The sequence below is a fragment of the Kitasatospora indigofera genome (genome assembly GCF_014655955.1).
GTDB lineage: Bacteria > Actinomycetota > Actinomycetes > Streptomycetales > Streptomycetaceae > Kitasatospora > Kitasatospora indigofera.
In genome coordinates this window covers 1-26,278 of record NZ_BNBO01000087.1, presented here as the reverse complement: position 1 = coordinate 26,278, position 26,278 = coordinate 1, and the positions used below count along the sequence as shown (strand labels likewise).

Genomic DNA, 26,278 nt, shown 5'->3' with positions numbered 1-26,278 from the left:
GTTCGTGTCTGGCGAGCACCGTTGGACCGCGTCTACGAGAGAAACACTAACCACGGCACCGCGCAATGTCTACTCTCGCCAGCACAGATTTTTCGGCGCCGAGGGGGAAGGTATTCTGCGGCCCCGTACGGGGCGTGTGATAGCGCCGTGACGGCGCCTCGAATGGACAGGAGGAGCGGCATGGACGGGCGACAATCAACACCGCAGTGGCGAGCATGCGCTCCCCACCCCCGGGGTACGGACGCGTCGCTGCTGGCCGCCCTCACCGAAGCGGTCCGCGACCGCGACGAACGCACCCTGCGCCGCCTGCTGGCCCGGTTCGCCGAACAAGCCATCCTCACCGACCTGCCCGCCCTGCGCGACGCCCTCGACACCTCGCACCCCCAAACGCAACACAACGGCTAGGGACAACCCCGTCCCACAACCGACCCGTCCCCTCCCGCCAGAGACCAGGAACAAGGAGAGGCACGACCATGCACGACCCCCACGACCGCCCGACAGCCGCCGTGGACTCCTCCCCCGAGCTGCCAGCCAAGCAGACCCTCCAAGGCCTCCACAACGGTGTCCGTCAGGCCCTGACGGAAGCCGGCTTCGATCCCCAGGACTCCGACACCCCGGGACTGCAGCTACGCCTCGACGAGCACGGCGTGCTGATCGCTTGGCATCCCGCCGACGCCCTCGGCCCCGCCATACAGGTCCGGGACGGACATGAGAGCCGCCACGGACTGCCCGACCTCCACGGCCTGCGCCAGGTCCTCACCACGGCCATCGGCCAGGTCCTCCACGACGCCGGATACCTCGTAGCCCCCACCGACGGTGCCCTTCTCCTCGTCACCGGGAGCCGACCCCGCAACGCTGGCTGAGAACAAGCAATCACCATGTCAGCGCACCGCCGAACACCGCCGACCTGGCACCAGCGACATGCCCGCGCACAGCGGCGCAGCAGCCGCGTATTGCTGTCGTCCCATCCAGCGCCCACTCGTCGGATCAGGAGTGCGATGAGCGTCAGACTCGAACTCGAGCCGGTGCTGCGCGGCATCGCCGAGGCCGTTCGTGATCGCGACGGCCCCGCCCTGCGTCGGCTGCTGGGCCGCCTCGCCGCACAGGCCACCATCGACGACCTCTACGCGTGTTCCTCACCGTGGCCGCCCTGACCGCGCTCCCGATGATGTGCGCAAGCGCGGGCGCCATCCTGGCGACAGGCCACTCCCCCCGCACATTCGTGGAGGCCACCGCAGCGTGCTGGTCCGCTCTGGCCGCCCCCTCGACGATGGCCGCGCTCCTCGCCCGCCGGGCAGCAGGCGAGGTACAAGCGCTGGCCCGGGCCGCAGCCAGCATGGGTACCGATACCCCATACTGCGCACCGCCTCGCCCGCTCAGTGCCGAACACGCAGAACTGAGCGCCCGTCTGGCGACCGCTCTCCACACACAGGCCGCACGACGCCAGGATGCCCTCGCCCGGGCCCGACACGAAGCCTTCGCGCGGATCGCCGACGAACTGCACTTCCCCCTGGCCGATCTCCGGCGAGCGGCCGACGCGCTGCAGGACCCGCCCCAGGACCCCGCCCGACACCTGACACGTATCACCACCAACGTCGCACGGATCAACAGACTGGTCGACGCCCTCCTAATTGCCAACGCCCACACCGATGACGGGGATGAACCTGAACGTCCCGTTCCGGGCTCTCACCAGGGGCCCTGGCCCCTCCCCGATCCCCCTGATCCCGCTCCCGTACCGACGCAGGAATGACATTTCGGCCCAGGTCCAGATCGCCCGGAAAGTGATCCGCCGCCTGCGGGGATCCACAGCAAACCGCAACGCAACCGCACCTGGGCGGGAGGAGACGCGCAATCTCGGAGATCTTGCTCGTAGACGGACGAGTCAAATCCGAAATGACAGAAGAGTCATATTTTGACCCATCCGCGCACCGCTCTGTCTCCGGACCAAGGGCATGAACGTCAACTGCGGTAGTCAGGGAGCTCGGTCCGGTCCGACGGCACGCCCCACCGGGCCGGCCGCCACGCCCGGCTCCGCCTCCTACCTTCTGCGCCCCTCCTGCCGCCGACCGGCAGGGACAGGGGCGCAGTCGCGGGCACCGCACCCTTGTGAAAGGCGATGAGTTCCATGAACGCGAAGCGTTCGCTCTCCCTGGCGGCAGCCGCAGCGCTGCTGGCCGGGGGCGCGGCGATCACCACGGCCGGTGCGGCCTCGGCGACCACCCCCGCGCAGACGACGTCCGCGGCCTCGTACAACGCCCAGTACGAGACCCACCACCACGACGGCTCCTACAAGTGGCACGCCGGCTACTGGGAGAACAAGTGGGTGCCCGGTCACTGGGAGAAGGTCCACCACGCCGGTTACTGGGAGAACCAGTGGCACCCGGGCTGGACCGACACCAAGGGCCACCATCACCACGGGTACTGGCACAAGACCTGGCACAAGGGCTACGACACCAACCGCTGGGAGCCCGGTCACTGGATGAAGACCTGGCACAAGGGCTACTGGGAGCACCGCTGAGCGTCCCGGACCACCCGGTGAGCACGCACGACCCGGGGCTCCCGCACCCGCCGAGGGAGCCGGAGCCCCGGACCAACCCTCCCCCACCCTGAACGAGTTTTCGGGACACCCTCGCCCTGCCCCGTGACACCGGCACGGAAGGCAGGCCGAGCATCATGAGCACCACCGCGATCCCCGAGCACGACACCCGCACGCCCGCACGCCCGCGGCAGCGCCCGGCAGCGGAGACGCGCACTCCCGGGGCGGCCGGCGGGCAGTACTGGGAAGCCGCTTTCAGCGGCTCGCCCGAGGCGGTCGCCCTGATCCGCGCCGCAGCCCGCGTCTTCTTCGAACGGGTCCGCCCGGGACACCCGCGCGAGGAGGAGGACCTGCTACTGGTCGTCTCCGAACTCGTCACCAACGCGGTGCGCCATACCCACGGACCCGGCACCATCACCGTCACCGCCCTCGACGACGAACTCGACATCGCCGTCACCGACACCAGCCGCACCCCGCCCCAGCCCCGCCTGCCCGACCCGCAGGCCGGAACCGGCGGCCTCGGCCTGCACCTCATCGCCGCGCTCTGCGGCCTCCTCCAGGTCACCCCCAACCCCGGCGCCGGCAAAACCGTCCACGCCCACCTCCCCTGCACCCGGAACACCGACGACCACGGCCGCCGTACTCCCCCGCCGCCACCCGCCGCCTTCAACCCCCGCCCCCGCACCTGGTGAGACAGGCAGATCGGGGCCAAACCGCCTCCGTGCACAGGCGCAGCATCGCCGTGAGCAGCCCGCCAAGGTGACAGTCCGTAGCAGACCGACTGGCGGACTCCGGTCCCGCGTCAAAAGATGGGCTCATTGCATCGATGAACTTGATCGGGGCGAACCGGACCGGCCGGTCCGGATCAGTGAGCGGGGGCCGTTTGGCTTCCGATGCCGAGCTGACCGGAAGGCCCAGTTGGAGACTCCATGCGCGCGCAGCAATCGGGTGACCGCACTGCCCGGATCAGGCAGCGGGCGGGGTGGTCACCGCTTTGCGTCCCCGGAACGGCGCCATGAGCGGCACCCCACGCCTGGCGGGCGGGCAACGGCAGGGGCCGGAACTGGCGGAGTTGCTCGCGCGTAGTGCCTTGGGTGACCAGGATGCCTTCCGGGGGCTGTACGTCACGGTGGTGGGGCCTGTGTTCGGCCTGGTGCGCAGGGTGCTGCGCGATCACGCGCAGTCGGAGGAGGTGACTCAGGAGGTGATGTTGGAGGTCTGGCGGACGGCTGCCCGCTACCGTCCTGAGCGCGGCGAGGTGATGACCTGGATCATGACACTCGCGCACCGCCGTTCGGTGGACCGGGTGCGCAGCGCCCAGGCCGCCGCCGATCGTGACCGCCGGGTTGCCTCCTGGTCGCAGGTGACCTCGTACGACGAGGTTGCCGAGCAAGTGGAGCACCGGTTGGAGCGCGAGCAGGTGCGCCGGTGCCTGAAGTCGCTGACCGAGCTCCAGCGGGAGTCGGTCACGCTGGCGTACTACCGGGGTTACTCCTATCAGGAGGCGGCCGAGGTGCTCGGGGCTCCGCTGGGCACGATCAAGACACGGATGAGGGACGGCCTGATCCGGCTGCGTGACTGCCTCGGGGTGGGATCGTGACCGCGGATGCCGATCTGCACACGTTGACCGGTGCGTTTGCCGCCCATGCGCTGCCGGATCCCGAGCGCACCGAGTTCCGCCGCCATCTGGAGCGGTGCCCGGCGTGCGCGCTGGAGGTCCAGGAGTTCAGGGCAGCACTGGCCCGTGTCGGCGTCGCAGAGGCGGCCGACCCCCCTCCCGGGCTGGAGGCCCGGGTGATGGCCGCCATCACCTCCGTCCGGCAGGTGGGGCCCGGCGGGCCGGATCTGGTGGACGAGGGCGACGGGTGGCAGGAGCGCCGGCGTAGGCGCTTCGCACGGTCCTGGCTCAGGTTCGCGCTGGCCGCCTCCGTCGCGGCCGCCATCAGCCTGGGCGCCGTCGCCGTCCACCAGCATCAGGACGCGCAGCGGGCCGAGCAGCAGAGCGCCCAGTTGCAGGAGCAGACCGCGGCCTTCAGCCACCTGCTCACCGCACCCGATGCCAGGACCAGCACAGCGACCGCGGGCTCGGGCGCCGGCACCGTGGTGTGGTCCCTGAGCCGCCAACAGGCCGGCTTCCTCGCCGGCGCGCTGCCGTCGCTGGCGGCGGGCAAGGTCTATGAGCTGTGGTTCGACGACGCGGGCGCAGCCCGCCCTGCCGGCCTTCTGGCGACGTCCACCGGCTCAGTACTGCTGAAGGGCCCCATCGGCGGGGCGACCGGCGTCGGCGTCACCGTCGAGCCCGCCGGCGGTTCACTGCAGCCCACCGGCCCGCCCGTCATGGCGCTTCCCTTCAGCTGACCGGCCACCGCCGAGGCGACCGCCGGGGCAGGTGGCCGACCGTCAGGCTGTGGCGGGCGAGCCGGTCGAGTACGACCCGGCCCGCGCCGGCGGTCGAATTCGGCACCCCGCGCCGGGGAGATGGGCTCGGCCAGCATCGGCGCGGCGAGCTGCGGGGTGTCCAGGGCGCCCATCGGGACCGAACGGGCGGGGCGGATGCCGACGTCGGCGGCGGTCTTGTTGATCTGGCAGCCGTTGGGGCCCGGGGGCCGGATCCGGGCCGTGCGGGTTGGGCAGCGCGGTCTTCCGCGGCCACCAGCCGATGCTCTGACTGGCCGTCGTCGCGACCGGGACGAGTGACGCGGCGCCGATCGGCGGTGACGAACTGCGCGCCTGCGCCAAGGAGCTGTGAGGGCAGGTGCTCCAGTGGACGCCGGGCTCGGATTCGGCCTGTGGAGGGCCGGGGGTATCGCGCGGGTACTGCCGGGACAGGGGCGGTCCGGCTATCTCGGCCGGGACCGCGTGCGTGGGCGTTCACGGTGGGCGCGCTCCTTTGGTTGCGCGGGGAATCAGGGTGACCGCACCTGCCGCGCGCCCTTGTCGGCGCCACCGAGGCGGGCGCCCCTCCCGAACGGCGCATCTCGGTAGGCGCCCCGAGACGTTGTGTGATGACTTTATGAATGGCTTACCACCTTCCATAAGGCAGTAGACGAACACGCCACAGTTCCACGCCCGGATGCCTGGTGCCGCCGGCCACCCGCAGGCGCGTCACGCCCAGTCACAGTGACAGTCGCCGAGGAGTGCGCCGCACCCGGAAGCAGCACCGCTCCACGCCGCGCGGCCGGTGTACTGGTCAGGCGCGGCGCTCCCCCTGTCCGGACCACCCTCCAGAAAGACGGACCATGCAGCCTCCCGCTTCGCCCCGCCTGCCCTCCCTCGCCCGCCGTGCCGAGCGGCCGCTGGCCGGGATGGGCGTCCTCGCCCTCGCCGCCGCCGGCGCCCTGGCCGGACTCACGCCCGGCGTGAGTTCCGCCTCCAGCCACCGGGAGGCACCTCTGATCGCGGGCGACCCCCGGGCCGACAACACCGACGTGTACGCCTTCGTCAGCCCGGACAAGCCGGACACCGTCACGTTGATCGCGAACTGGATCCCGTTCGAGGAACCCAACGGCGGCCCGAACTTCTACGCGTTCGCGGACGACGCTCGGTACAACATCAAGATCGACGCCGACGGTGACGGCAGGGCGGACACCACCTACACCTGGACCTTCAGCAATCACTACCGCGACGACGCCAACCAGTTCCTCTACAACACCGGCGTCGTGAACAACCTCGACGACCCGACGCTGAACTTCCGCCAGACCTACACCCTCACCGAGACCCACGCGGACGGGTCCTCGAAGACCCTGCTCAAGGACGCGGTCGCAGCCCCGTCGAACACGGGGCAGGCCTCGATGCCGAACTACGCGGCACTGCGCCAGCAGGCCACCCGCGAGCTGCCCGGCGGCGGCCAGACCTACGCCGGACAGGCGGATGACCCGTTCTTCCTCGACCTGCGGGTCTTCGACCTTCTCTACGGCGGGAACCTCAAGGAGTCGGGGCACGACACCCTGAGCGGCTACAACGTCAACACCATCGCCATCCAGGTCCCGAAGAAGGACCTGGCGCTCAAGGGCGACCCGACCCGCAACCCGGTGGTCGGCGTTTGGTCCACCACCGACCGCAAGGGCGCCACCGTCGTCGCCGACAAGGGCGGCGAGGGCGCGGCCGCCGACAAGGGCGGCGAGGGCTTCCACCAGGTCTCCCGGCTCGGCAACCCGCTGATCAACGAGGTCGTCGTCCCGATCAAGTACAAGGACGCCTTCAACGCGCTGAGCCCCGAGAAGGACGCCACCGTCACCCCCGTGGTCGACAAGGTCAAGGACCCGATCGTGCCGAAGCTCATCCAGAGCGTCTACGGCATCCCGGCGCCCGCCACCCCGCGCAACGACCTGGTGGAGATCTTCCTCACCGGCATCTGCAAGGCCTGCGGCCCCATCCAGGCCGACCTCAACTCGCAGCAGCTGAACGCGGACGTGAGCAAGGAGAAGTTCCTCCCCGGCGAGGAACTGCGCCTCAACATGTCGGTGCCGCCCTCGGCGTCGCCCAACCGGCTCGGTGTGCTCGGCCAGGACCTGGCCGGCTTCCCCAACGGCCGTCGCCTCGCCGACGACGTGGTGGACATCGAACTCCAGGCCCTGGAGGGCGCGGCCCAGACCGGCACGATCGTGCCCGCGCTGGCCGCCGGTGACGGCGTGAACGCCAACGACCACGCCTTCGGCAAGACCTTCCCGTACGTCGCACTGCCCAACACCGCGGCCGTCAACCAGGCCGTCCCCGACAACCCCGCCGGCGGCGTCGCCGCGGGTCTCGGCGGCCTGTCCCTGGGCAGCTTCCCGGTCGTCGGCGCCACCGCGCTCGGCGGCGGCGTCCTGCTGACCGGCGCGGCCGTCCTCGCGCTGCGCCGCCGGCACAGCGCCCAGCAGTGACACCTCCGCTCCGCTCCGGCCGCCGGCCCTTCCTCGTGAGGGGTCGGCGGCCCGGGCACGCGCAGAGCCGCCTCCGCCGGCCGGCCGCTGCGGCCGCACTGGCGCTCGGCCTCGCCCTGACCGGAGCCGGCACGGTGAGCCTCGCCACCAGTTCGGTGGGCACGGGAGTCGCCGCTGTACAGGACATCGGCGACATACCCGGGCGGCTGCCCGGCGCCGTGGGAGCCGCACCCGCGCGCCGGCAGGCGCCACCGGTGCGGATTCGGATATCCAGGATCGGGGTGGACAGCGCCCTGACGGACCTGCAGGTCCAGGGCGACGGCCACCTCGGCACGCCTGACGACCCCCAGGTCGCCGGCTGGTGGAGCCAGGGACCCGCGCCCGGTGGTCCGGGCACGGCCGTGATCGTCGGCCACGTCGACTCCCTCGCCGGGCCGGCCGTGTTCGCCGGCCTGTCCGCCCTGCGCCCGGGCGACACCATCTCGGTGGACGCCGCCGACGGCAGCACCAGCACCTTCACCGTGCAGGCGCTACGCAGCTACGCCAAGGACGAGTTCCCCGACGACACCGTGTTCGGCGAGACACCGGGCCCGAGCCTGCGATTGATCACCTGCGGAGGCGCGTACGACCGGAACAGCCAGGAGTACCTCTCCAACCTGGTGGTCTTCGCCGCCCCGGCCGCCGGGCCGACTGGCGCCTCTACGACCTGACCGCAGATCTGAACCAGACCGTCCCTCCCTGGAGTCCGCCGTGAACCGACGCCGCCGTCTGCTGCCCGCCGCCGTGGTCACCGTGCTCGGTGTCGGCCTGTTCCTCGCCGGCGGCCTCGGGCTGGCCCCGCACGAGGGTGGCGGTCAGTCCGCGTCCGATAGCAGAGCGGTCGACGGGGGCGGGGCCGGCGTCGGCCTGAGCGCGGACATCCGAGGCCTGCAGCAGCACCTGAAGGCGGCTCCCGGTGACACTCTGGCGATGGCGTCTCTCGGCCTGGCCTACGTCCAGCAGGCCAAGATCACCGCCGACCCGTCCTACTACCCGAAGGCGGAAGCCGTCCTCACCGAGTCGCTGACCGCCGAGCCGGCGGAGAACTTCACCGCGATGGCCGGCATGGCCGCCCTCGATGCCGCCCGGCACGACTTCACCGCGGCCCTGGACTGGTCGCAGAAGGCGATCGCTGTCAACCCGGACAGCTCCACCCTCTACGGGACCCTCGCCGACGCCTACACCCAGCTCGGCCGCTACCCGGAGTCGTTCGAGGCCGTGCAGCGGATGGTCGACCTCAAACCGGGCACCCCGTCACTGGCCCGCGCCTCCTACGCATGGGAGCTGCGCGGAGACACGGCGGCGGCCACCGAGAACATGAAACGCGCCCTCGACGACGCCAACACCCCAGCCGACCAGGCCTTCACGCGGTACCACCTCAGCCAGCTCGCCCTGGACAGCGGCGACCCGCGGACCGCACTCACCCACGCCGAGGCGGGCCTGCGCGCCGCGCCGGGCACCGCATCACTGCTGGAGGCGAAGGCCAAGGCCGAGGCTGCCCTCGGCGACAGCGCCTCCGCCGTCGCCGACCTCCAGCGCGCGGTCACCCTGGTCCCGCAGCCCGAATACGTGCTCGAACTCGGTGAGCTGCTCCAGTCACTGGACCGCAGGGCCGAGGCCGAGCAGCAGTACCAGGTGTTCCGCGGCGAGCAGAAACTGTTCACCGACAACGGTGTGGCCCTGGACACCGACGCGGCCTTGTTCGAGGCCGACCACGGCGATGCCAAGGCGGCGCTCACCATCGCTGAACAGGGCCTGAGGACAAGGCCGTTCCTGGAGATGCACGATGCCTACGCCTGGGCGCTGCACGTCAACGGCCGCGACCAGGAGGCGCTCGCGCAGTCCGACGAGGCCCTGTCCCTCGGGATGCGCAACGCCGTCTTCCACTACCACCGCGCCCGGATCCTGCAGGGCCTCGGACGGCTTGCTGACGCTCGTACCGAGCTGGAGACCGCGCTGGCGATCAACCCCGCCTTCCACCCCCTGCACGCCGCAACCGCCCGCGCCGTGCTGGCTGAACTCGAGGGTGCAGGCGGCGCGGGGTGAGGACGCCGCGCCGCTACTGCTTGGGCTGCGGGACGTGGCTCGCGTCGCCGCCGAGCTTGGCGTACAGGTCGGTCCAGCGGCGGTCGGTGTCGGTCGGCGGTTTGCCGTCACAGAACGCCTTGGTGCCGTTGGCGGTGTAGAAGCGCATCATCTCAAGCACCGACCGCGGATCCGACTTCTCCCCGCCGGTGTACTTGGTGCCCGGGTCCTGTGCCTGGTGCTGGAGGCAGGACGGGGACGGCGTACCGGGCTGGGCGTCGAAGCTTCCGTCCGGCTCACCTCCGCAGGCCGCCAGCAGAGGAGAAGCGAGGAGAAGGAGGAGGGACAGCAGGTGCGCTGGGCGGGTGGTCACGATGATCGGCCTCCGGGTGCGGACTGGTGTTCACAAGGTGGCGGGCAGGCTGCGGACGACGAGTCCGAGCCCGACGGTCAGGATCAGCAAGGCGGTCAGCAGGCTGCTGTACGGGGCGATCCGGCGCAGCCGTCCGACGATCGGGCCGTCCGCTGCGGCTGAGAGCCGGGTGCCGAGGCGGACCAGGAGCAGGCCGACGGTGGTCAGGGTGGCTGCCATGCCCAGGCCGTAGGCGACCACCAGGGTCGCGCCGAAGAGTGTGCGGCCGAGTGCGACGGCGCCCAGCAGGACCACCAGGGCGGAGGGGCTGGGGACCAGGCCGCCGGCGATCCCGAGGCCGATCAGGCCGCGGCGGCCGGGGGCGGCCGGGTCGTGGTGGTGATGGTGGCTGCCGCCGAAGAGGCCGTGCCGGTGGTCGTGGCCGTGTTCGTTCCCGTTGTCGTGGGGATGGCCGTGCGGGTGCAGGTGGTCGTGGTGGGCATGCCCGCGGTCGTGTGAGTGCGGTTCGTGGCCGTGGTCGTGCGGGTGCGGGTGGTCGTCGCGGGCATCGTCGTGACCGAGCGGTGCAGTGGGCGCCGGCCCCGCGTGCGCGAGTTCCCTGAGTTGCTCGTTGTCGGGGTGGGTGTGCTGGAGGTGCTCGTGACTTCGGCCGTTGCGGGAGGCCCGGACGGCCTCGCGGAGCAGTCCGGCGCCGACGGCGACGACGAGGCCGCCGCTGAGGACGCCGAGCCAGCCGAGCAGTTGGTCGCCGGCCAATGAGGAGAACGCGGTCAGGCACAGGCCGATGACGAGGACGCCGGCGGTGTGGGTGACCGTGACGGTTGCGCCGACCGTGACGGCGTCGCGGGTACTGCCGCGGCGCCCCGCCAGGTAGGCCGCCATCACCGTCTTGCCGTGTCCGGGCAGCAGCGCGTGCCCGGCGCCCAGCACGATCGAGAGCAGCACCGCGAGGAGGCCGAGCGGGAGGGTGAGGCGCTGGGCGGCGCCGAGTTCGGTGAGGCGGGCGTCGAGGCTGCTCAGCCACGCCGTGGGTCCGGAGCTCTCCGCGGTCACGGTCGTGCCTTGGGCGGGTGCCGCGCTGCCGCCGGGCCGCGCGCGGAACTGGGCGCTGGTGACGCCGCTGGGGCTGTCGAGCAGGTCGCGGGGGTAGTCCCTCAGCTCCTTGGAGACCGACTCGGCCGGGACGTCGCTACGGTCGAGGGTGGTGGCGTCGCCTCGGGCGGTGATCTCGTTCCACCCGACCCGGCCCGGATCGATTCCGCTCGCGACGTGCAGGGTGATGCCGTCGGCGGGGAGGTGCAGATCGGCCCGCAACAGGCATTCCAGGCGGCTGGTGCGCAGACCCGCGGAGCCGTCCTCGTAGCGGAACTGCGCTGAGCCGGTGTGCCACACCAGCGGCCCGGCTGTCCGGTCGGTTGTCACCTTGAGGCGCTGCGTGGTCTGCGCGCACTGGTCGGAGGCCCATGCGTCGCGCTCGGCGGCCTCGACGGTGCCGTCGCCGTTGCGGTCGACCTTCGGCTGCTCCTGGAGGGTGGGGATCTCGGCGGCGTCGGTGACGGCGAGGACTTCTAGGCCTTCAGGGCGGACGGTGAAGCCGAGGTAGTGGTTGAGGGAGAAGTTCCCCAGCGGATGGGCGCCGGCGACAGGTGCAGTGCCGCCGAGCAGAAGCAGCGCACCTGACGCCACCACACCTGCCCGGGCGAGGAATCGTGGGACCGCCACGCTGGGCCTCCGGGGACGGGGCCGGCCGCCGCGGCGGCGAGGCCCGGCCCGGCAGGAAGAGGGAAGGGCCGACAGGGCCCACATCACCTTCGGGGCTGCCGGACGGTGGAGAGCGGCCACCATTCCGACCTACTGGCAAGATCACTCGCATGGAGCAGGGCATCCGGACGCAGGTTCCCATGAGTCGAACGCGCGATCGTCGCAAGCTGCTCCGGCGGCAGGGAGCCGGTGTTGCACCCCCTCGCGCCCCTGGCGCGCCCCGTGACAACGCTCTTTCTTGCGGACATAGTGCAACTACGAGATCGACGCACCGGTTGCGGTGTGTCGGCCGAAGATGCAGGAAGGACGCCCATGGCCTCCTCATCCGTATCCCCCGCCCAGGACCCTTTGAGATCCGTCCGTGCCGCCGCCGTGGCGTCGATCACCCGTCAGGAGTGGCGGCGCGTGGCCGGGATGGGCGCCTTCATCGTCGCCCTGCACGTCATCGGCTGGGTCACGCTGATCGCTGTCGTCGCCCCCGAGCACCACTCCATCGGCACCAAGAGCTTCGGCATCGGGATCGGCGTCACCGCCTACACCCTCGGCATGCGGCACGCCTTCGACGCGGACCACATCGCCGCGATCGACAACACCACCCGCAAGCTCATGGAACAGCGCAAGCGGCCCCTGTCCGTGGGCTTCTGGTTCTCTCTCGGGCACTCCTCGATCGTGTTCGTCCTCGCCCTCCTGCTCTCCTTCGGTGTCAAGGCCCTCGCCGGCCCGCTCCAGGACGACAGCTCGGATCTGCACCAGGTGACCGGGCTGATCGGCACGGCGGTGTCCGGCTCGTTCCTATACCTGATCGCGATCGTCAACCTTGTCATCCTGGTGGGCATCTGGAAGGTGTTCCGGCAGATGCGCTCCGGCCACCTCGACGAGAGCGCGCTGGAGGAGCAGCTGGAGAAACGGGGTCTGATGAACCGGCTGCTGGGCCGGGTGACGAGGTCGGTCAGCAAGCCGTGGCAGATGTACCCGCTGGGCATGCTCTTCGGGCTCGGGTTCGACACCGCCACCGAGATCGCCCTGCTGGTCCTGGCCGGCTCCGGGGCCGCGTCCGGGCTGCCGTGGTACGCGATCCTGTGCCTGCCGGTGCTGTTCGCCGCCGGCATGTGCCTGCTGGACACCATCGACGGCTCGTTCATGAACTTCGCCTACGGCTGGGCGTTCTCCAAGCCTGTCCGCAAGATCTACTACAACCTCACCATCACCGGCCTGTCGGTCGCCGTCGCCCTCATCATCGGCACCGTCGAACTGCTCGGCCTGCTCGCCGACAAGCTCCACCTGCACGGCGCGTTCTGGGACTGGGTATCCAGGCTGGACCTCAACACGGTCGGCTTCGTGATCGTCGGCCTCTTCTTCACCACCTGGATCATCGCGCTCCTGGTGTGGAAGCTCGCCCGGATCGAGCAGAAGTGGAGCCTTCCCACCTCTGCCGGTGCTGCACCAGTGGCCGCCAACGAGGGTTGACGCCCCTGGGGTCGGCAGGCCGTGGAGGGCGCACGTGGGTGTAATGCGGCCGGGCGGGTGACAACGCTGGTCCATGGGGGTGAGGCGACCAGGCCGTCCCTGCCCGGCTCACGAAAACGTGGCGGGATCCGGTCCACAGTGCCGAGTGCGGCTGCCCAGCCGGATCCTCGCTCCGCCGCCGCCTTCGGCCCGGGGCGGACACCACTCGTCACGGAAGCGAGACCCCACCCGCATGATCGTCACGCGCCGACCTGCCCGATCGAGCTCCCCCGCCCGCACGGCGGCGATCCTCACCGCCATGAGCCTGGCCCTGGCCAGCAGCGCGATCCTCGGCTCCGGAGCCGGCGTCAGCACCGCCTCCAGCCACCGCGAGGCGCCGCTGATCGCCGCGGACCCGCAGGTCGACAACACCGACGTGTACGCCTTCACCAGCCCCGACAACCAAGACACCGTCACCCTCGTCGCCAACTGGCTCCCGTTCCAGGAGCCCAACGGCGGTCCGAACTTCTACCCCTGGGCAGACGGCGCCCACTACGACATCAACATCGACTCCCAGGGCACCGGCAATCCCGACCTCACCTACCGCTGGACCTTCCACACCGAGGACCAGCGCGGCACCAACACCTTCCTCTACAACAACGGCGTCGTGAACAACCTCACCGACCCCACCCTGCTGTTCCGCCAGTACTACACCCTCCAGGAGATCCGCCAGGGGTGTGACCCGGTCACCCTGGTCGAGCACGGCACCGCCGCCCCGTCCGACACCGGGCGGGCCTCGATGCCCAACTACGGTCAGCTGCGCCAGCAGGCCACCGTCCAGCTGCCGGGCGGCGGGCAGACGGTGGCGACCCAGGCCGCCGACCCGTTCTTCCTCGATCTGCGGGTCTTCGACCTGCTCTACGGCGGCAACCTCTCCGAGGTCGGCCAGAACACCCTGGCCGGGTACAACGTCAACTCCCTCTCCATCCAGGTGCCCAAGAGCCGCCTCGCCTACAAGGGCGACCCGAACCGCAACCCGGTGATCGGGGTCTGGTCCAGCACCGAGAAGCAGACCCTCAAGCTCAGCCCCGGCAAGGCGACCCCCTCCGGCAAGTACGTCCAGGTCTCCCGCCTCGGCAACCCGCTGGTCAACGAGGTCGTCCTGCCCGCCGGGCTCAAGGACGCCTTCAACTCCCTGCCGCCCTCCGAGGACCACAACCAGCCCGCCGTGGTCAACAAGGTCCTCAACCCGGAGGTGCCGCAGCTCATCCAGGCCATCTACGGCCTGCCCGCCCCCGCCACCCCGCGCACCGACCTCCAGGAGATCTTCCTCACCGGTATCGCCAAGGCCACCGGCGGCCCCTTCCAGGTGGACCTCAACTCGCAGCTGATGAACCAGGACATCAACCCGAGGAAGTTCGTCCCCGCCGAGGAACTGCGCCTCAACATGTCCACCCCCGTCACCGCCAACCCCGACCGGCTCGGCGTCCTCAACGGCGACTTCCAGGGCTTCCCCAACGGCCGCCGCCTGACCGACGACGTCGTCGACATCGCCCTCCAGGTCATGGAGGGCGCCACCCCGGGCCACCTCATCCCCGCGCTCGCCGCCGGCGACAAGGTCAACACCGCCGACAAGCCGTTCAGCGCCACCTTCCCCTACGTCGCACTGCCGTACGACAAGGCCGTCAACCAGCCCAACTAGTCCGACCTGGTGGCGGGTGGCCTACGGCCAAGAGCAGGCCGCCCGCCACCCATCGTTCCCACCGCCCAACCCCGAGGACCCGCCATGCGCCGCCTGCCGCTCTTGCTCACCACCGCCGCGCTCTGCGGCGGGCTGGCGGTGCTCGGCACCCTGCACCGGGAAGAGGCACCAGCCGGCTCCGCCTCGGCGGACAGCGCTCGACGAGATGGTCCGGCTGCCGCAGGATCGCTCACCCAGGCCATCGACAAGGACCAGCAGCGACTGCGCGCGCTCCCCAACGACGCACCAGCGTGGGCCCGGCTCGGCGCCGAGTACGTCGAACAAGCCAGGCTCACCGCGGACCCGTCCTACTACCCCAAGGCCGAGGAGGCCCTGAACCGCTCGATGGCACTGGCCCCGCAGGCCAACGCCGACGCCCTCACCGGCCTCGGCGCCCTCGCCAACGCCCGCCACCTCTTCGCCGAGGCACGCGACTTCGCCGAACGGGCCATTGCCACCTCGCCCGCGCACTGGCCCGCCTACGCCGTCCTCGCCGACGCCCGCACCCAACTCGGCGACGACACCGGCGCCACCGAAGCCGTCCAGGCGCTGCTGGACCGACGCCCCGGCACCGCCTCCTTCACCCGCGCCGCCTACGACCTCGAACAGCACGGCCGCACCGACGACGCCCGCCAGGCCCTGCGACAGGCCCTCGCCGGCGCCTACGACCCCGCCGACCGCGCCTTCTGCCACTACCAGATCGCCGAACTCGACCGGAACACCGGCCGCACCCGCGAAGCCCTCGACGGCTACCAACAGGCCCTGACCGAGGACCCCGACTACACACCGGCGCTCGCCGGAAAAGCCCGTGTCAGAGCAGCGCTGGGCGACACCGACAGCGCCGTCGGCGACTACGCCACGGCCATCGCCCGCGTACCGCTGCCCCAGTACCTCCTCGAACTGGGCGAACTGCAGGAATCCCTCGGCCACCAGGAACAGGCCCGCGAGCAGTACCGCCTGCTGGAGGCGGAACAACGCCTCGCGGAATCCAACGGCGTCGTCGACGACCTCACCCTCGGCCAGTACCAAGCCGACCACGGCGACCCCACCGAAGCTGTCCGCCTGCTGCGCGCCGAATGGGACCGCCGACAGAACGTCCTCGTCGCCGACGCCCTCGCCTGGGCCCTGCACCGCACCGGCGCCGACACCGAAGCCCTCCCACTCGCCCGACGTGCCCAGGCACACGGCTGGCACAACGCCCTCTTCGACTACCACCTCGGTGAAATCGAACGCAGCCTTGGCCAGGTCGTGGATGCCCGTAACCACCTCGACCGCGCACTCACCACCGACCCAGCCTTCAATTCCCTCCAGGCCCCGATCGCCCGCACCGACCTGACGGCCCTCTCCACCAAGCCGTGATCGCCGAGACTCACCACTCACACGATCAACCTGCCCCCGGACGGGCGGACCGGGTAGCGGTGGACCCGGTCGACGCCAACAGGAGAACGGCACCTCGCTGACCGCGCCCCCTCCGAGTGCTGATGAAAGTCCCAGCCTTTCGTGGGATCACCCCGTACGGCCCGATGAGGTTTCCCTCGTACAGCCACTCGTAGACGAGCAGCGCCCAGGCGATCCCGTACGTCTTGACATGGACCTCCACGGCCCCGGCCCGGGCAAGCTCCAGCACCTCGATCAGCTCGGCGTGGGTGCCCAGTACGGGACGGCCACCGAGCCCTCGTGAGGCAGGGTGCCGAACCCGACCGGGAGGGCGCCGCCGCCGAGGCGTCCGAGCGCACCGTCTCGTACACCCCGACCGCCCGGTGCCAGGGCGAGCTCCTCCTCGGCCACCGCCATGGCGAGCACCCGCTGAGATCATCGGCCGTCAGACCCTCAGATCTCGCTCCGCTGCCAAGTCAGCGGTTGTCACGGCTCCGGTCGACTGGGCGCATCCGGCCCTCGGGCGGCTTCATACCTCCTTGGCGGCGGGTGACCCGGACCGCGCGTGCCCCCACAAGAGAATTGCACAGAGTATGCTATTGCATACTCTGTGCAAAAGTTCTGGAGGAGACCGCGTGGAGACGGACGTCGGACGAGCACCTGACAGGCGACGCCATGCCCGGCACGCCGAGCGCGGCCGGCTGATGCGTGACGAGGAGGCCGACACGGTGCTCTGTCATGTGTGTGGGCGTGCTTTTCGCTCCCTGGGCTCCCATGTGAGGGCCCACGGCCTGACTGCTGCCGAGTACCGCGAGGAGTTCGGCCTGTTGCGCACCCGGGCTCTCAGCGCCCGGGACCTGAGCCGGGCCCGATCTACGGCGCAACGCATCGTATACGAGGCTTCGGCCCAGGTACGGGCCGACCTCGCAGTCGGCCACGCGATGGCGAGGGACGGCGGCCTGTCCCGTGAGGCACGGCGATCCTTCGTACAGGGAGGTGCCTCCGCGGAGTTCGTCCGGGAGCAGGCCGAGCGGCTCGCGAGCGGACGTCGGTCCCAGGCGGCGGCTGCTGCCGCACGCCTTGAGGCCCGGGTGCGGAGCTTGGGGTACCCCGATACAGCTGCCGCGGTCCGGGGTCTCTATGTCGTGGCCGAGTTGAGCATGGAAGCGACAGCACGTGCCCTCGGGATCGGCAATGATCAGATGCGGCAGTTGCTCGGCACCTGTCAGGTGCGGGTACGGGCCGTGGGCGAGAACTCACCGGCCGGCCGAAGAGCGAGGGTCGCGCTCAACGACCTGGCCGCCGCACAGCGTGTCGGGGCCCAGGACATCGTCTCGTGGATGAGGGAACGCCGGTCACAGGGAGCCACGCTTGCCGAACTGGCCGCCTGCACCGGGCGGAGCATCCCCTGGGTGATGTCCCGAACCAGGCCGCCCGCCACCGTCGGCCGATGAGCCGCCAACGCCCTGGGAACCCCGTTCCTCTCGCATACCCACCCCCTGACCGAGCAGCGGGAAAGCCGCGCCAGGTGCCGGGGCGGCACCGTCCTGCGGATGTGTCGGGTGAGGGAGCTTGGGGCGAGGGCCACGAGCCTGTCCCTATGGCACCGGGCCCCGGACCGGGTTCCCCTTCCCACGGGAGGCGACGGCGGCCCGGGGCAGCGGCGCAAGCTCCCGGGATCCGCCCAACAGGCCGGGCCGGCAGTCCCGGCTGACCTCACCGGAGGGCGAAGTAGCGGATCCAGAGGTAGAGGGCGGAGACGGCGATGGTGACGGCGGCGACGGGGGCGCCGTAGCGGGTGAAGGTCCAGAAGCTGATGGGGGTGCGGTTGCGCTCGGCGATGCCGAGGACGACGACGTTGGCGGAGGCGCCGATGGCGGTGGCGTTGCCGCCGAGGTCGGCGCCCAGTGCGAGGGCCCACCACAGGACGTGCCCGTAGGGCTCGCCGACGGTGTGGACGAGGTCGGCGGTGATGGGGGCCATGGTGGCGACGTAGGGGATGTTGTCGACCACCGCGGACAGGATCCCGGAGGCGACGAGCAGGAGCATGACGGCGCCGAGCGGGTTGCCACCGGTGGCGTCGGCGAGAGCTTGGGAGACGGTCTCGATGACGCCGGTCTCGATGAGGGCGCCGACCATGACGAACAGTCCGGCGAAGAACGCGAGGGTGGGCCATTCGACCTCGGCGAGGACGTCCTTGACCTCGACCTTGGAGATGGCGACCAGCAGGCCGGCGCCGAGGAGGGCGACCACGGACGGGGCGTAGTGGACGACGGGGTGCAGGACGAAGCCGGCGATGACCAGGGTGAGGACGGCGAGGCCCTGGGCGAGGAGGCGGTGGTCGTGAACGGCCTCGCGTTCGTTCAGGGCCATGACCTCGGCGGCGCGGTCCTCGTCGTGGACGAAGAAGCGGCGGAACATGATCCGGCACATCACCAGCAGCACGCCGGTCAGCAGGACGGCGAGGGGGGCGAGGTGGACGAGGAAGTCGTTGAAGTTCAGGCCGCCGCGGCTGGCGATGATGATGTTCGGAGGGTCGCCGACCAGGGTGGCGATCCCGCCGATGTTCGAGGCGAGGACCTCGGCGATCAGGAACGGCGCCGGCTTCAGCCCCAGGCGTTTGCAGACCAGGAGGGTGACCGGGGCGACCAGCAGGACCGTGGTGACGTTGTCGAGCAGCGCGGACGCGGTGGCGGTGATCACCACGAGCATCGCCATCACGCGGAAGGGCTTGGCGCGGGCGCGCTTGACGGACCAGATGGCCAGGTACTCGAAGAGGCCGGTGCGTTTGAGGACTCCGACGATCATCATCATGCCCATGAGCAGGAAGATGACGTTCCAGTCGATGCCGGAGTCGGTGGAGAAGAACGCGGCCTGGTCGTCGGTGGCGCGGACGGCGAGCATGAGGGCGGCGCCGCCGAGGGCCGCGGCCACCCGGTGGACCCATTCGGTGATGATCAGGACGTAGGCGGCGGCGAAGACCGCCAGCGCCGCCCAGGCTTGCCAGTTGTTCACGCGTTCCCCAGGAGTCGGTGCAGCAGGTTGGAGGCGGTGATGACGCCTAGCAGTTCCCCGCCGCACACGAGCACGGGAGAGACGTTGATCGTCAAGAAGCATTCACGACTCCGGGATCCGCAGCGAGCACGCCTACGCCGCCGCGTTCGCCTCCATCGGCCTGTCCGTCATCACCTGGGCGACCTCCATGAAGGTCGAGAAGGGCCAGGGCGTGGAGCGCGCCGACCGCTGGGGCATCTACGTCGGCGAATGGGCCCCCACCTTCTTCGGCCTCGGCCTCGCCCTCGCCAACTACGAGAAGAACCTCTGACCGCAGGTGAAAGGGGACCGGGCGGCGCTGTGTCACCCGCGCCGGGCCGGGTACCAGCCCAGAGCCGGGCGACCCGGCGAGACCGAGTCCGGGCAGGTGAAGACGATGGTCCAGGAACACGCAGAGCGGGCACCGCACCCGGTGATGACCTGCGAAGAGTGCGGCGGGCTGGCCGAGTGGAACCCGGTCGGCGATGCCGGCGTTCTCCCTAGCCCGTCGTCCTGAGGCGCCCCCGGTCAGCGTGGGCGGCTCACGGCGCACGGCACGCAGGTTCTAGCCGCCGGGCGCGCCTCCAGCCGCTCCGTCGGAATCGGCTCGCCGCACCGTTCACACCGCCCGTAGTCGCCTCTCTCCAGACGCTCCTGAGCCTGATCAAGTTCGGCCAGATGCTCCTTCGCCTGTGCCAGCAGAGACGCTACCTGCGCCCGCTCGAAGGCTGTGCTCGACCCCTCCGGGTCATGCTCGTCGTCGACCGCCACCAAAGCATTGGCCTCGACGATCTCGGCGAAGTCACTCCTCAGTCCCGCGATCTGGGCGAGCGTGGCGGCCCGGTCGGCAATCAGCCGCTCGTAAGCGGCGCCAAGCCCGGGCCGGGAAACGGCCTTACCGATTGAATCGCTCACAGAACACCGACGCCCGATTGCACAGTCTGGTGCAGCCCACTGGAACGCCGCCCCCTCCATCGGCTGCCCGTCCACCCGCCGCCGGGGGGCGCCTGCGCACCAAGGTCGCGTGTCACCGGGGCGCGCCGGCCAGCTTCGTGAGGTGTTCCCACAGCCTTCGGCGTACCTCCGGGGTGTCCGGGCCGGCGCCGAGCGCATACGTCGTGGGGCGGGGGTGACGGTCGTGCCACAGCAGGCCCGTCGAACGCACGGCCTCGGGCGCGGCGCCGAGCCAGACGACCGTGTCGGCGCCTTCTTCCGGAGTGCGGATGACGGGTCGGGTCACCGCGCGGAACAGCGGCATCCAGTGGCGCACCCCCTGGGTGTCCGCCCATCCGGGATGCATGGCGTGCACGTGGACGCCGCTGCCGGCCAGCCGCTCGGCCCACTGCTCGGTGATCACGACCTCTTCGCGCTTGGTGCGGGCGTAGTTCTGCTTCGGGCCGTAGCGGGTGCCCAGTGACTGCAGGTCCTCCGCCGGGACCCGTTGGCCGTATTGGCCTCCCGAGGTGACGTTCACGACGCGGGCCGGCGCCGACCGGGCCAGCAACGGCGCCAGGCCACGAATGAGCACCCACGGAGCAAGCACGTGAGTGGCGAAGGCCAGTTCCACCCCGTCGACGCTGAAACGGCGCTCCTCGGGCATCACCCCCGCGTTGTTCACCAGGACGTCCAGGCGGGCCTCCTGCCGGGCGAAGCGCTCTACGAAGGCCTGGATCTCCGCGAGGCTTCCCAGATCGCACGCCACCGGTTCCACCGGGCCGGCCGACGGACCGGCCCGCTCGCGCGTCAGACGTGCGGCCTTCTCGGCCCGGCCATCGTCACGGGCCAGCACCCGCACCGAGGCCCCCAGCCGTGCGAATCCGGCGGCCGCTGCCAGCCCGATGCCCGAGGCGGCGCCGGTGACCAGCACCACCTTGCCGTCCATGCGCGGCGGGTCGGCCGGCCAGTCGGGAAGGTGCCGACGGGCCCACAACCCCACGTTTCCGTATCCGAGCGCCACCGTGCGATCAAGCGCCGTGTCCACCACTGAAGCAACCGACATGCCTCGCACCTGCCCACCTGGCCGCCACCCACACACGTGCCCCGCCCCGCCCCGATGGCTTTGGTGGTGCAGATGACCTTCCGGATACCTCGGCGTCGAAGCTCACAAAGGGTACGAACTCGGCCCAGGCGTTCTCCCAGAGCCGCACGATCACCGGTACTTCTTCCCCCAGGCCGCGCCAAAAAAGCACACCCCGAGCACCACCGGCGGCGCCGGGCCGTGGCCGCGCTCCGTCGTGGGCGTCGGCACCTGGACTCCGCCCGCGGGCGACCCACGTCCGGTCGGCTTCGACCGCCGGCCGGGCCGCGGACCGGCACGGGCGCGCCCCTGACAGGCACAGCGGGCAGCGCCGGGCCGGTTCGGCGAGGTCCTCACATCCACGACGACCTCGTCGGCACCCGCGGGGCCCGACCGGGCGGGGGGCACGGCAACCCCTTGCGAGGCCCGCCCGGTATCCGTCCCACCTGGAGGGGCGGACGCACTGCGCCGCTCGTCGGATGGTGGCGCACGGCCAGGACGGCCGCGTCGCGTGCCACGCGGGGCTCGGCGAGACGCTCGCGGTGCTGAGGCTCCCGCCGGACGCAGACGTCCGGCTGCTCGGGGTCGGGGACCTCGGCGGCCGCCAGAGGGCCGCGAACGAGCTGCGGTCGCTGCTGCGGGAAGTACTACCCCGCTGCCCTCGCCGCGGCTGCCTGCTGGAAGAACAGGCTGTGCCGTCCCGAGATCCGGGAGCTTTTGCGGACCGCGCCGACGCCGGATCGGGCCGCTGCCCTCACGACCGGACAGATCACCGAGGTCCTCGTGCGTGCCGGCCGCCGGCAAGGCATCGCCCCGGCAGCAGCGTTCCTCACCACGGCCCTGCACCAGGAGATCACCCGCCACCCCCAGGAGGTCGAGGCCGCCCACGGCCAGCCCATGCTCGCACTGCTCGGCCAACTCGACGCCGCATGCCAGGCCTGCGACCAACACGGCGCAGCCGTCGACGATGCCTTCCTTCGGCATCCCGACGCGGAGATCCTGCTCAGCTTCCCCGGGCTGGGGCCCCGGCTCGGGGCCCGGGTCCTCGCGAAGATCGGTGATGACCGGACGCGCTTCGCCACGGCACGCGGCTCAAGGCGCACGCCGGTTCGGCCCCTGTCACCTGGGCCTCGGGGAAGCAGAACATCGTCCACCGCCGCCTCGTCTACAACCGTCGTCTGGGTCACGCCGGCTACCTGTGGGCGTTCGCCGCATTGCGGTCACCGGGAGCGCACGCCCACTACCGCCACAGACGCGAACACGGCGACCGCCACCCAACCGCCCTGCGCCACCTCCTCAACCGCATGATCGGCCAGCTCCACCACTGCCCTACGACGAGAAGACGGCCTTCCCCACCGGCTGATACCGCCCGGCCCCGGGCCGGGCGGCGCGCGATCCGCCGAGGGTCGGCGCCTGACCATGCGGGCGCGAGGCGGCCGCGATGCCCAGCGCGCGGCGGTTGAACAGGAGGGTGGGGGCCGCGGGCTGAGGAAGGATCGTCACATCGGATGAGGGCCGGGGCGGGCGGTTCTGTGTCGTCCGGCCCGGTCCCCCGTTGTGGGGGTCCGGGCCGGATGCCGGAGCGGTGATGTCAGAGGCGAGGGTCCGTGGTGGGGTCGCCGTAGTAGCCGCCGACCTGCGTGTGGTAGCCGGCATCGCCGTTGTGCTTGTCGGGGTCGAACTCCGGCGCGTTCTTGATCTCGTCCTTGGTGCGGTTGATCCACACCGTCTTCTCTCCGGCGTCCACACGCAGGACCGTGCCCGCGGGGAGCAGGACGTGCTTGCCGAAGATCCACGGGCCGGTGTCGACGACGAGGTGCGCGGAGTCGACGTCCTCCGTGTGCTTGTCGATCTTGCCGATGTGGCCGTCCGCGGCCTCGACCCGGTACCCGGTCAGGTCGGTGCCCGGGGTGTAGCCGGTCGCCCGCTGGTAGTCCCACATGCCACTCACAACTGCCTCCTCGGTGTCGGTCTCTGAGCCGCCGCCTGCCCGCGCCGAGCACCGTCACACGTTGTCATCCACGATCCGTCGAGTTCGTACCGCTGACAGCCGACCGCGCATCAGTTCCCCGGCCGGCCCCGTCCTGGTCCTGTTCGGGGCCGGATCCCCTCGGGCGGCGGTAGGACGGCATGCTCCCCGTCCGGCAGGGCAACCGGGTGCTGAGGGCGCCGACAGGGATACGGCGCCCGTTTGGTGGGCGGACCCGGACTGGGGAGCACAATCGATGACGACCGGTAACAAGCGGGCAGCGACACGGCAACGGCATCCCCGGCACGAGCGGCGTGGTGAGGCCCGGCTCCCGGCCGCGCTGGCCACGCTCGTCGCGATCCTGCTCTACCTGGCGCTGCCCGAGCGTCTGCTGGTCGCTCCCCGGTTTGTGCTGCCGGCGCTGGAGGCGCTCCTGCTCGTCCCCCTCATCGCGGTCAACCCCCGGCGGCTGACCCGACAGACACGCACTTCACGCCTGCTGTCGCTCGCACTCGTCGGGCTGATCGGCGTCGGCAACCTCACCGCTCTGGGTCTGCTGGTGCACGCCTTGGTCTCCACGGGTGTCGACGACGGGCGCTCCCTGCTGACCGCCGCCCTGCAGGTGTGGGCCACCAACGTCATCGTCTTCGGTCTGGCGTACTGGGAGCTGGACCGCGGTGGCCCCGTCGTGCGCACCCAGGCGCCGCGCAGCGAGCTGCCACTCGCGGACTTCCGGTTCTCCCAGGACGAAAACGACGATGCCGTCGAGGAGGTCGCCGACGGAGCCAGCATCTCCTCGGACTGGGTGCCGACCCTGATGGACTACCTGTACGTCTCGGTGACCAACTCCACGGCTTTCAGCCCCACGGACACCATGCCCTTGTCCACCCGGGCCAAGGCACTGATGAGCATCGAGAGCGTCGCTGCACTGCTGACCTCACTGCTGGTCATCGCCCGCGCCGTCAGCATCCTGCACTGACGCGAGGGCGCGGGGCTACCAGGTCCGGGGTCGATCGCACGGCCATACAGGCAGACCACCGTGCCCTGACGCCTGGCATCGATACGCTGCAGCAGGGCGTTGGGGCCGCAGGATTCACAGTGACCAGGCCGGCCCACCAGCCATCTGCGGCTGCTGAGCCTGCCCAGGGGCAGGACCAGGGGTAGGGCCCGTCGGTGATGGCCCGTAGAGGGTGCACGGACCCGGCGGGAAGAGTCGCTCGTAGGTCGTAGCCGTTCCAGGCCTGGAGCTTCTTGCGGTCCCGTTCGGCGTACTCCGCCTGGGCGCGGCAGCTCATCGCTGCCTCACCCCAGGATCGCGTCGGCTGCCTTCCTGAGCGAGCTCGGGTGCTCGGGCCGGCGCGGTGCCGAGGCGCGGACCTCCAGCATCCGGGCCCCGATCTCCTGGAGTTCCTTGCGGCCCAAGGCGTCGCGCACCTTCGGGAACCAGTCGTCCTCCTCCTCCTGGATGTGGTGCCCGACAGCCTCGATGAGCACAGTCGTCTTCGCGTCGAACCGCTCGTCGTCGGGTGTCATCACATCGAGCTCGGCGCACAGGAGGTCGGCGACGTGATGCTCCTCGTAGGACTCCAGGATGTCGTTCTCCAGGTCCGGAACGCGTTCGCGGACCGCCGGGTACATGACCTCGTTCTCGATGTAGGTATGGACCGTCAGTGCTTACACGATCCTGCTCACAAGGTCCGCCTTGACCTCGGTCGCGTCCCCGCCGGCTGCCTCGAACTCCCGGAACAGACGACGCACCTCCTTGTGATCCTCTTTGAGCAGCACGATGGCATCAGTGGACATGGTTGCTCCTAACTCCAAGAGCCGGCGAGACACACCCCGACGCAGTGAGCCGCCGTCCCTGTGGCCGCCGCCGGGGTCGCCCGTCAGCGACGGGCCCGGTCATCATCGTCTTCCCCGTCCTCATCTTCGGGGGCGTCCTCGTCGTCCTCCTGCTCGTCCTCGTCCTCACCGTCACCCCCGCCCTCGTCGTCGTACTCCTGCTCGTCCTCGTCCTCGGGGGCGGCCTCGTCGTACTCCTCCTCGCCCTCCGTGTCCTCCTGCTCCTGGGCAGCCTCCTCCTCTTCCATGGCCTCGTCATGGGTGCGGACGACCTCGCCGTCACGGATCTCGCCGCGCCAGCCCTCAGCCTCCTCATTGGTGAGGGAGACGAAGCGCTGGAAGTTCTTGAAGTCCAGGCGCAGGCGGCGGCCCTGGGCGCGCCAAATGTTTCCGGTCTTCTCGAAGAGGCCGGCCGGGTAGTACTCGACGACGAGAACGATGCGGGTCAGCGTGGGAGTGATCTCGTGGAAACTCACGGCGCCGCGGGTACTCCCCTTGGCACCCTCGGAGGTCCACACAATCCGTTCGTCCGGCACCTGTTCCTGGACGGTCGCCTTGAAGCTGCGCTTGGACGGCCCGACCTTGACCTTCCAGTCGGTGGTGACCTCGTCGCCCTGCGAGACGCTCTGCACACCCTTGGCGAAACCACTGAAGTCCTCGTACTTGGTCCAGTGGTCGTAGGCGGTGCGCAGGGGAACACCGACATCGAGCGTCTCGATGATGTTCATCGGCTTCTTGCCGGACTTGCGGCCGGGCTTGCCGCCCCCGCCGAACGCTCCCTTCACCTTGTCGACGACGTTGTCCTTGATGCTCTTCGCCTTCTCGCCGAGGAAGGCCTTGATCGGCGAGTCGCCCTGCAGAACGCGGGCCCCGACCTTCGGGAGCACGCCTCCTTTCTCGGCAACGTCGCCGAGCTGGCCCGTGAGGTCGGAGACCTTGTCGCCGGCCTTTTCGACCAGGTGCTCCATCTGGGCCCCGAGATAGTGGACAGCCTCCTCCCGCAGCTTGTCGAAACCCGATGTCTCGGACGACTCACGGTCGGTCGTGGCCATAGCTACCTCCTGCGGGTACGGGTGGAGGACGTGCCGCCGGTGGTCTTCTTCGCGGCAGTCTTCTTCGCCGAAGCCTGCTTGGCGAGGGCGGCCGCTCTCGGTGACGACGTCGACGTCTTCTTGGCCGCTGCCTTCGCCGGTGCCGCGCGACCCGCTGACCGTTTCGCAGGAGAGGTACTCTTCACCGGGCTCTTCTTAGCCG

Annotated in this window: 26 protein-coding genes and 1 pseudogene; 17 read left to right on the top strand and 10 right to left on the bottom strand. The window is 70.5% G+C overall.

Annotated elements, in window-relative coordinates; translation table 11 throughout:
• The first annotated feature begins 180 nt into the window (after positions 1-180).
• The 10 genes from IE329_RS38085 to IE329_RS38040 all read left to right on the top strand — a co-directional run bounded on the left by IE329_RS38085 (position 181) and on the right by IE329_RS38040 (position 9,486).
• A complete protein-coding gene (locus tag IE329_RS38085) occupies positions 181-405 on the top strand; it encodes a hypothetical protein (protein WP_190215651.1) in 225 nt (74 codons plus the stop codon).
• Between the two features lie 68 nt (positions 406-473).
• Positions 474-863: a hypothetical protein gene (locus IE329_RS38080; protein WP_190215650.1), complete on the top strand. Its 390-nt coding sequence runs from the start codon at positions 474-476 to the stop codon at positions 861-863.
• Between the two features lie 135 nt (positions 864-998).
• On the top strand, positions 999-1,154 hold the full coding sequence (locus IE329_RS38075; RefSeq protein ID WP_190215649.1) for a hypothetical protein: 156 nt from the start codon (positions 999-1,001) through the stop codon (positions 1,152-1,154).
• A gap of 971 nt (positions 1,155-2,125) precedes the next feature.
• Positions 2,126-2,518: a hypothetical protein gene (locus IE329_RS38070; RefSeq protein WP_229928105.1), complete on the top strand. Its 393-nt coding sequence runs from the start codon at positions 2,126-2,128 to the stop codon at positions 2,516-2,518.
• 155 nt (positions 2,519-2,673) lie between these two features.
• A complete protein-coding gene (locus tag IE329_RS38065; protein ID WP_190215647.1) occupies positions 2,674-3,228 on the top strand; it encodes an ATP-binding protein in 555 nt (184 codons plus the stop codon).
• A gap of 323 nt (positions 3,229-3,551) precedes the next feature.
• On the top strand, positions 3,552-4,136 hold the full coding sequence (gene sigK / locus IE329_RS38060; RefSeq protein WP_190215646.1) for an ECF RNA polymerase sigma factor SigK: 585 nt from the start codon (positions 3,552-3,554) through the stop codon (positions 4,134-4,136).
• The gene (locus IE329_RS38055; protein WP_190215645.1) at positions 4,133-4,894 is read left to right on the top strand and encodes an anti-sigma factor; all 762 of its coding nucleotides are present in this window, start codon (positions 4,133-4,135) and stop codon (positions 4,892-4,894) included. The genes sigK and IE329_RS38055 overlap by 4 nt, the downstream gene beginning before the upstream one ends.
• Before the next feature lie 881 nt (positions 4,895-5,775).
• Positions 5,776-7,401, top strand: a complete 1,626-nt coding sequence (locus tag IE329_RS38050) for a DUF4331 domain-containing protein (RefSeq protein ID WP_190215644.1) — start codon at positions 5,776-5,778, stop codon at positions 7,399-7,401.
• Between the two features lie 155 nt (positions 7,402-7,556).
• Positions 7,557-8,111: a class F sortase gene (locus IE329_RS38045; protein ID WP_373311432.1), complete on the top strand. Its 555-nt coding sequence runs from the start codon at positions 7,557-7,559 to the stop codon at positions 8,109-8,111.
• 40 nt (positions 8,112-8,151) lie between these two features.
• Positions 8,152-9,486 carry a tetratricopeptide repeat protein gene (locus IE329_RS38040; protein ID WP_229928103.1) on the top strand — a complete coding sequence of 445 codons (1,335 nt, stop codon included), beginning with the start codon at positions 8,152-8,154 and terminating at the stop codon, positions 9,484-9,486.
• 13 nt (positions 9,487-9,499) lie between these two features.
• Here the strand turns inward: IE329_RS38040 and IE329_RS38035 are convergent, their stop codons facing one another.
• Both IE329_RS38035 and IE329_RS38030 read right to left on the bottom strand, forming a co-directional pair.
• Positions 9,500-9,838: a hypothetical protein gene (locus tag IE329_RS38035; RefSeq protein ID WP_190215642.1), complete on the bottom strand. Its 339-nt coding sequence runs from the start codon at positions 9,836-9,838 to the stop codon at positions 9,500-9,502.
• 30 nt (positions 9,839-9,868) lie between these two features.
• Positions 9,869-11,560 carry a sulfite exporter TauE/SafE family protein gene (locus IE329_RS38030; protein ID WP_229928108.1) on the bottom strand — a complete coding sequence of 564 codons (1,692 nt, stop codon included), beginning with the start codon at positions 11,558-11,560 and terminating at the stop codon, positions 9,869-9,871.
• Between the two features lie 351 nt (positions 11,561-11,911).
• On the opposite strand from IE329_RS38030, the gene nicT reads away from it, so the two are divergent.
• From nicT to IE329_RS38010, 4 genes are all read left to right on the top strand, one after another.
• Complete coding sequence (gene nicT, locus IE329_RS38025; protein WP_190215640.1) at positions 11,912-13,066, top strand: Nickel transporter NicT; 1,155 nt, start codon at positions 11,912-11,914, stop codon at positions 13,064-13,066.
• A 298-nt stretch (positions 13,067-13,364) separates the two neighbouring features.
• On the top strand, positions 13,365-14,747 hold the full coding sequence (locus IE329_RS38020; protein WP_229928102.1) for a DUF4331 domain-containing protein: 1,383 nt from the start codon (positions 13,365-13,367) through the stop codon (positions 14,745-14,747).
• A gap of 84 nt (positions 14,748-14,831) precedes the next feature.
• Positions 14,832-16,145, top strand: coding sequence for a tetratricopeptide repeat protein (locus IE329_RS38015; RefSeq protein ID WP_190215638.1), 1,314 nt, complete (start codon positions 14,832-14,834; stop codon positions 16,143-16,145).
• A gap of 653 nt (positions 16,146-16,798) precedes the next feature.
• Positions 16,799-17,617, top strand: coding sequence for a MucR family transcriptional regulator (locus IE329_RS38010; protein WP_190215637.1), 819 nt, complete (start codon positions 16,799-16,801; stop codon positions 17,615-17,617).
• A 262-nt stretch (positions 17,618-17,879) separates the two neighbouring features.
• Here IE329_RS38010 and IE329_RS38005 read toward each other — a convergent pair whose 3' ends face one another.
• Positions 17,880-19,178: an ArsB/NhaD family transporter gene (locus tag IE329_RS38005; RefSeq protein ID WP_190215636.1), complete on the bottom strand. Its 1,299-nt coding sequence runs from the start codon at positions 19,176-19,178 to the stop codon at positions 17,880-17,882.
• A 187-nt stretch (positions 19,179-19,365) separates the two neighbouring features.
• On the opposite strand from IE329_RS38005, the gene IE329_RS41955 reads away from it, so the two are divergent.
• Entirely contained in the window at positions 19,366-19,488 is a 123-nt protein-coding gene (locus IE329_RS41955) for a hypothetical protein (RefSeq protein WP_308438437.1), read from the top strand.
• 236 nt (positions 19,489-19,724) lie between these two features.
• Here the strand turns inward: IE329_RS41955 and IE329_RS37995 are convergent, their stop codons facing one another.
• The 4 genes and pseudogenes from IE329_RS37995 to IE329_RS37985 form a co-directional block, all read right to left on the bottom strand.
• Positions 19,725-20,111, bottom strand: coding sequence for a TraR/DksA family transcriptional regulator (locus IE329_RS37995; protein WP_229928101.1), 387 nt, complete (start codon positions 20,109-20,111; stop codon positions 19,725-19,727).
• Between the two features lie 112 nt (positions 20,112-20,223).
• Positions 20,224-21,195 carry an SDR family NAD(P)-dependent oxidoreductase gene (locus IE329_RS37990; protein WP_190215635.1) on the bottom strand — a complete coding sequence of 324 codons (972 nt, stop codon included), beginning with the start codon at positions 21,193-21,195 and terminating at the stop codon, positions 20,224-20,226.
• Between the two features lie 53 nt (positions 21,196-21,248).
• Positions 21,249-21,352 (bottom strand): annotated as a pseudogene (locus IE329_RS42240) (transposase); the annotation flags it as partial.
• A gap of 1,452 nt (positions 21,353-22,804) precedes the next feature.
• Positions 22,805-23,155, bottom strand: coding sequence for a PRC-barrel domain-containing protein (locus tag IE329_RS37985; RefSeq protein ID WP_190215652.1), 351 nt, complete (start codon positions 23,153-23,155; stop codon positions 22,805-22,807).
• Between the two features lie 283 nt (positions 23,156-23,438).
• Between IE329_RS37985 and IE329_RS37980 the strand changes: the two genes are divergently transcribed.
• Positions 23,439-24,161, top strand: coding sequence for a hypothetical protein (locus IE329_RS37980; RefSeq protein WP_190215634.1), 723 nt, complete (start codon positions 23,439-23,441; stop codon positions 24,159-24,161).
• Between the two features lie 323 nt (positions 24,162-24,484).
• Here the strand turns inward: IE329_RS37980 and IE329_RS37975 are convergent, their stop codons facing one another.
• From IE329_RS37975 to IE329_RS37970, 3 genes are all read right to left on the bottom strand, one after another.
• Complete coding sequence (locus IE329_RS37975; protein ID WP_308438439.1) at positions 24,485-24,853, bottom strand: hemerythrin domain-containing protein; 369 nt, start codon at positions 24,851-24,853, stop codon at positions 24,485-24,487.
• A gap of 3 nt (positions 24,854-24,856) precedes the next feature.
• Positions 24,857-24,985, bottom strand: a complete 129-nt coding sequence (locus IE329_RS41755; RefSeq protein ID WP_268257384.1) for a hypothetical protein — start codon at positions 24,983-24,985, stop codon at positions 24,857-24,859.
• Between the two features lie 83 nt (positions 24,986-25,068).
• Positions 25,069-26,076: an SRPBCC family protein gene (locus IE329_RS37970; protein WP_190215633.1), complete on the bottom strand. Its 1,008-nt coding sequence runs from the start codon at positions 26,074-26,076 to the stop codon at positions 25,069-25,071.
• Between IE329_RS37970 and IE329_RS41255 the strand changes: the two genes are divergently transcribed.
• On the top strand, positions 25,984-26,278 hold a 295-nt coding region (locus tag IE329_RS41255), incomplete at its 3' end, for a hypothetical protein (RefSeq protein ID WP_229928107.1). The genes IE329_RS37970 and IE329_RS41255 overlap by 93 nt on opposite strands.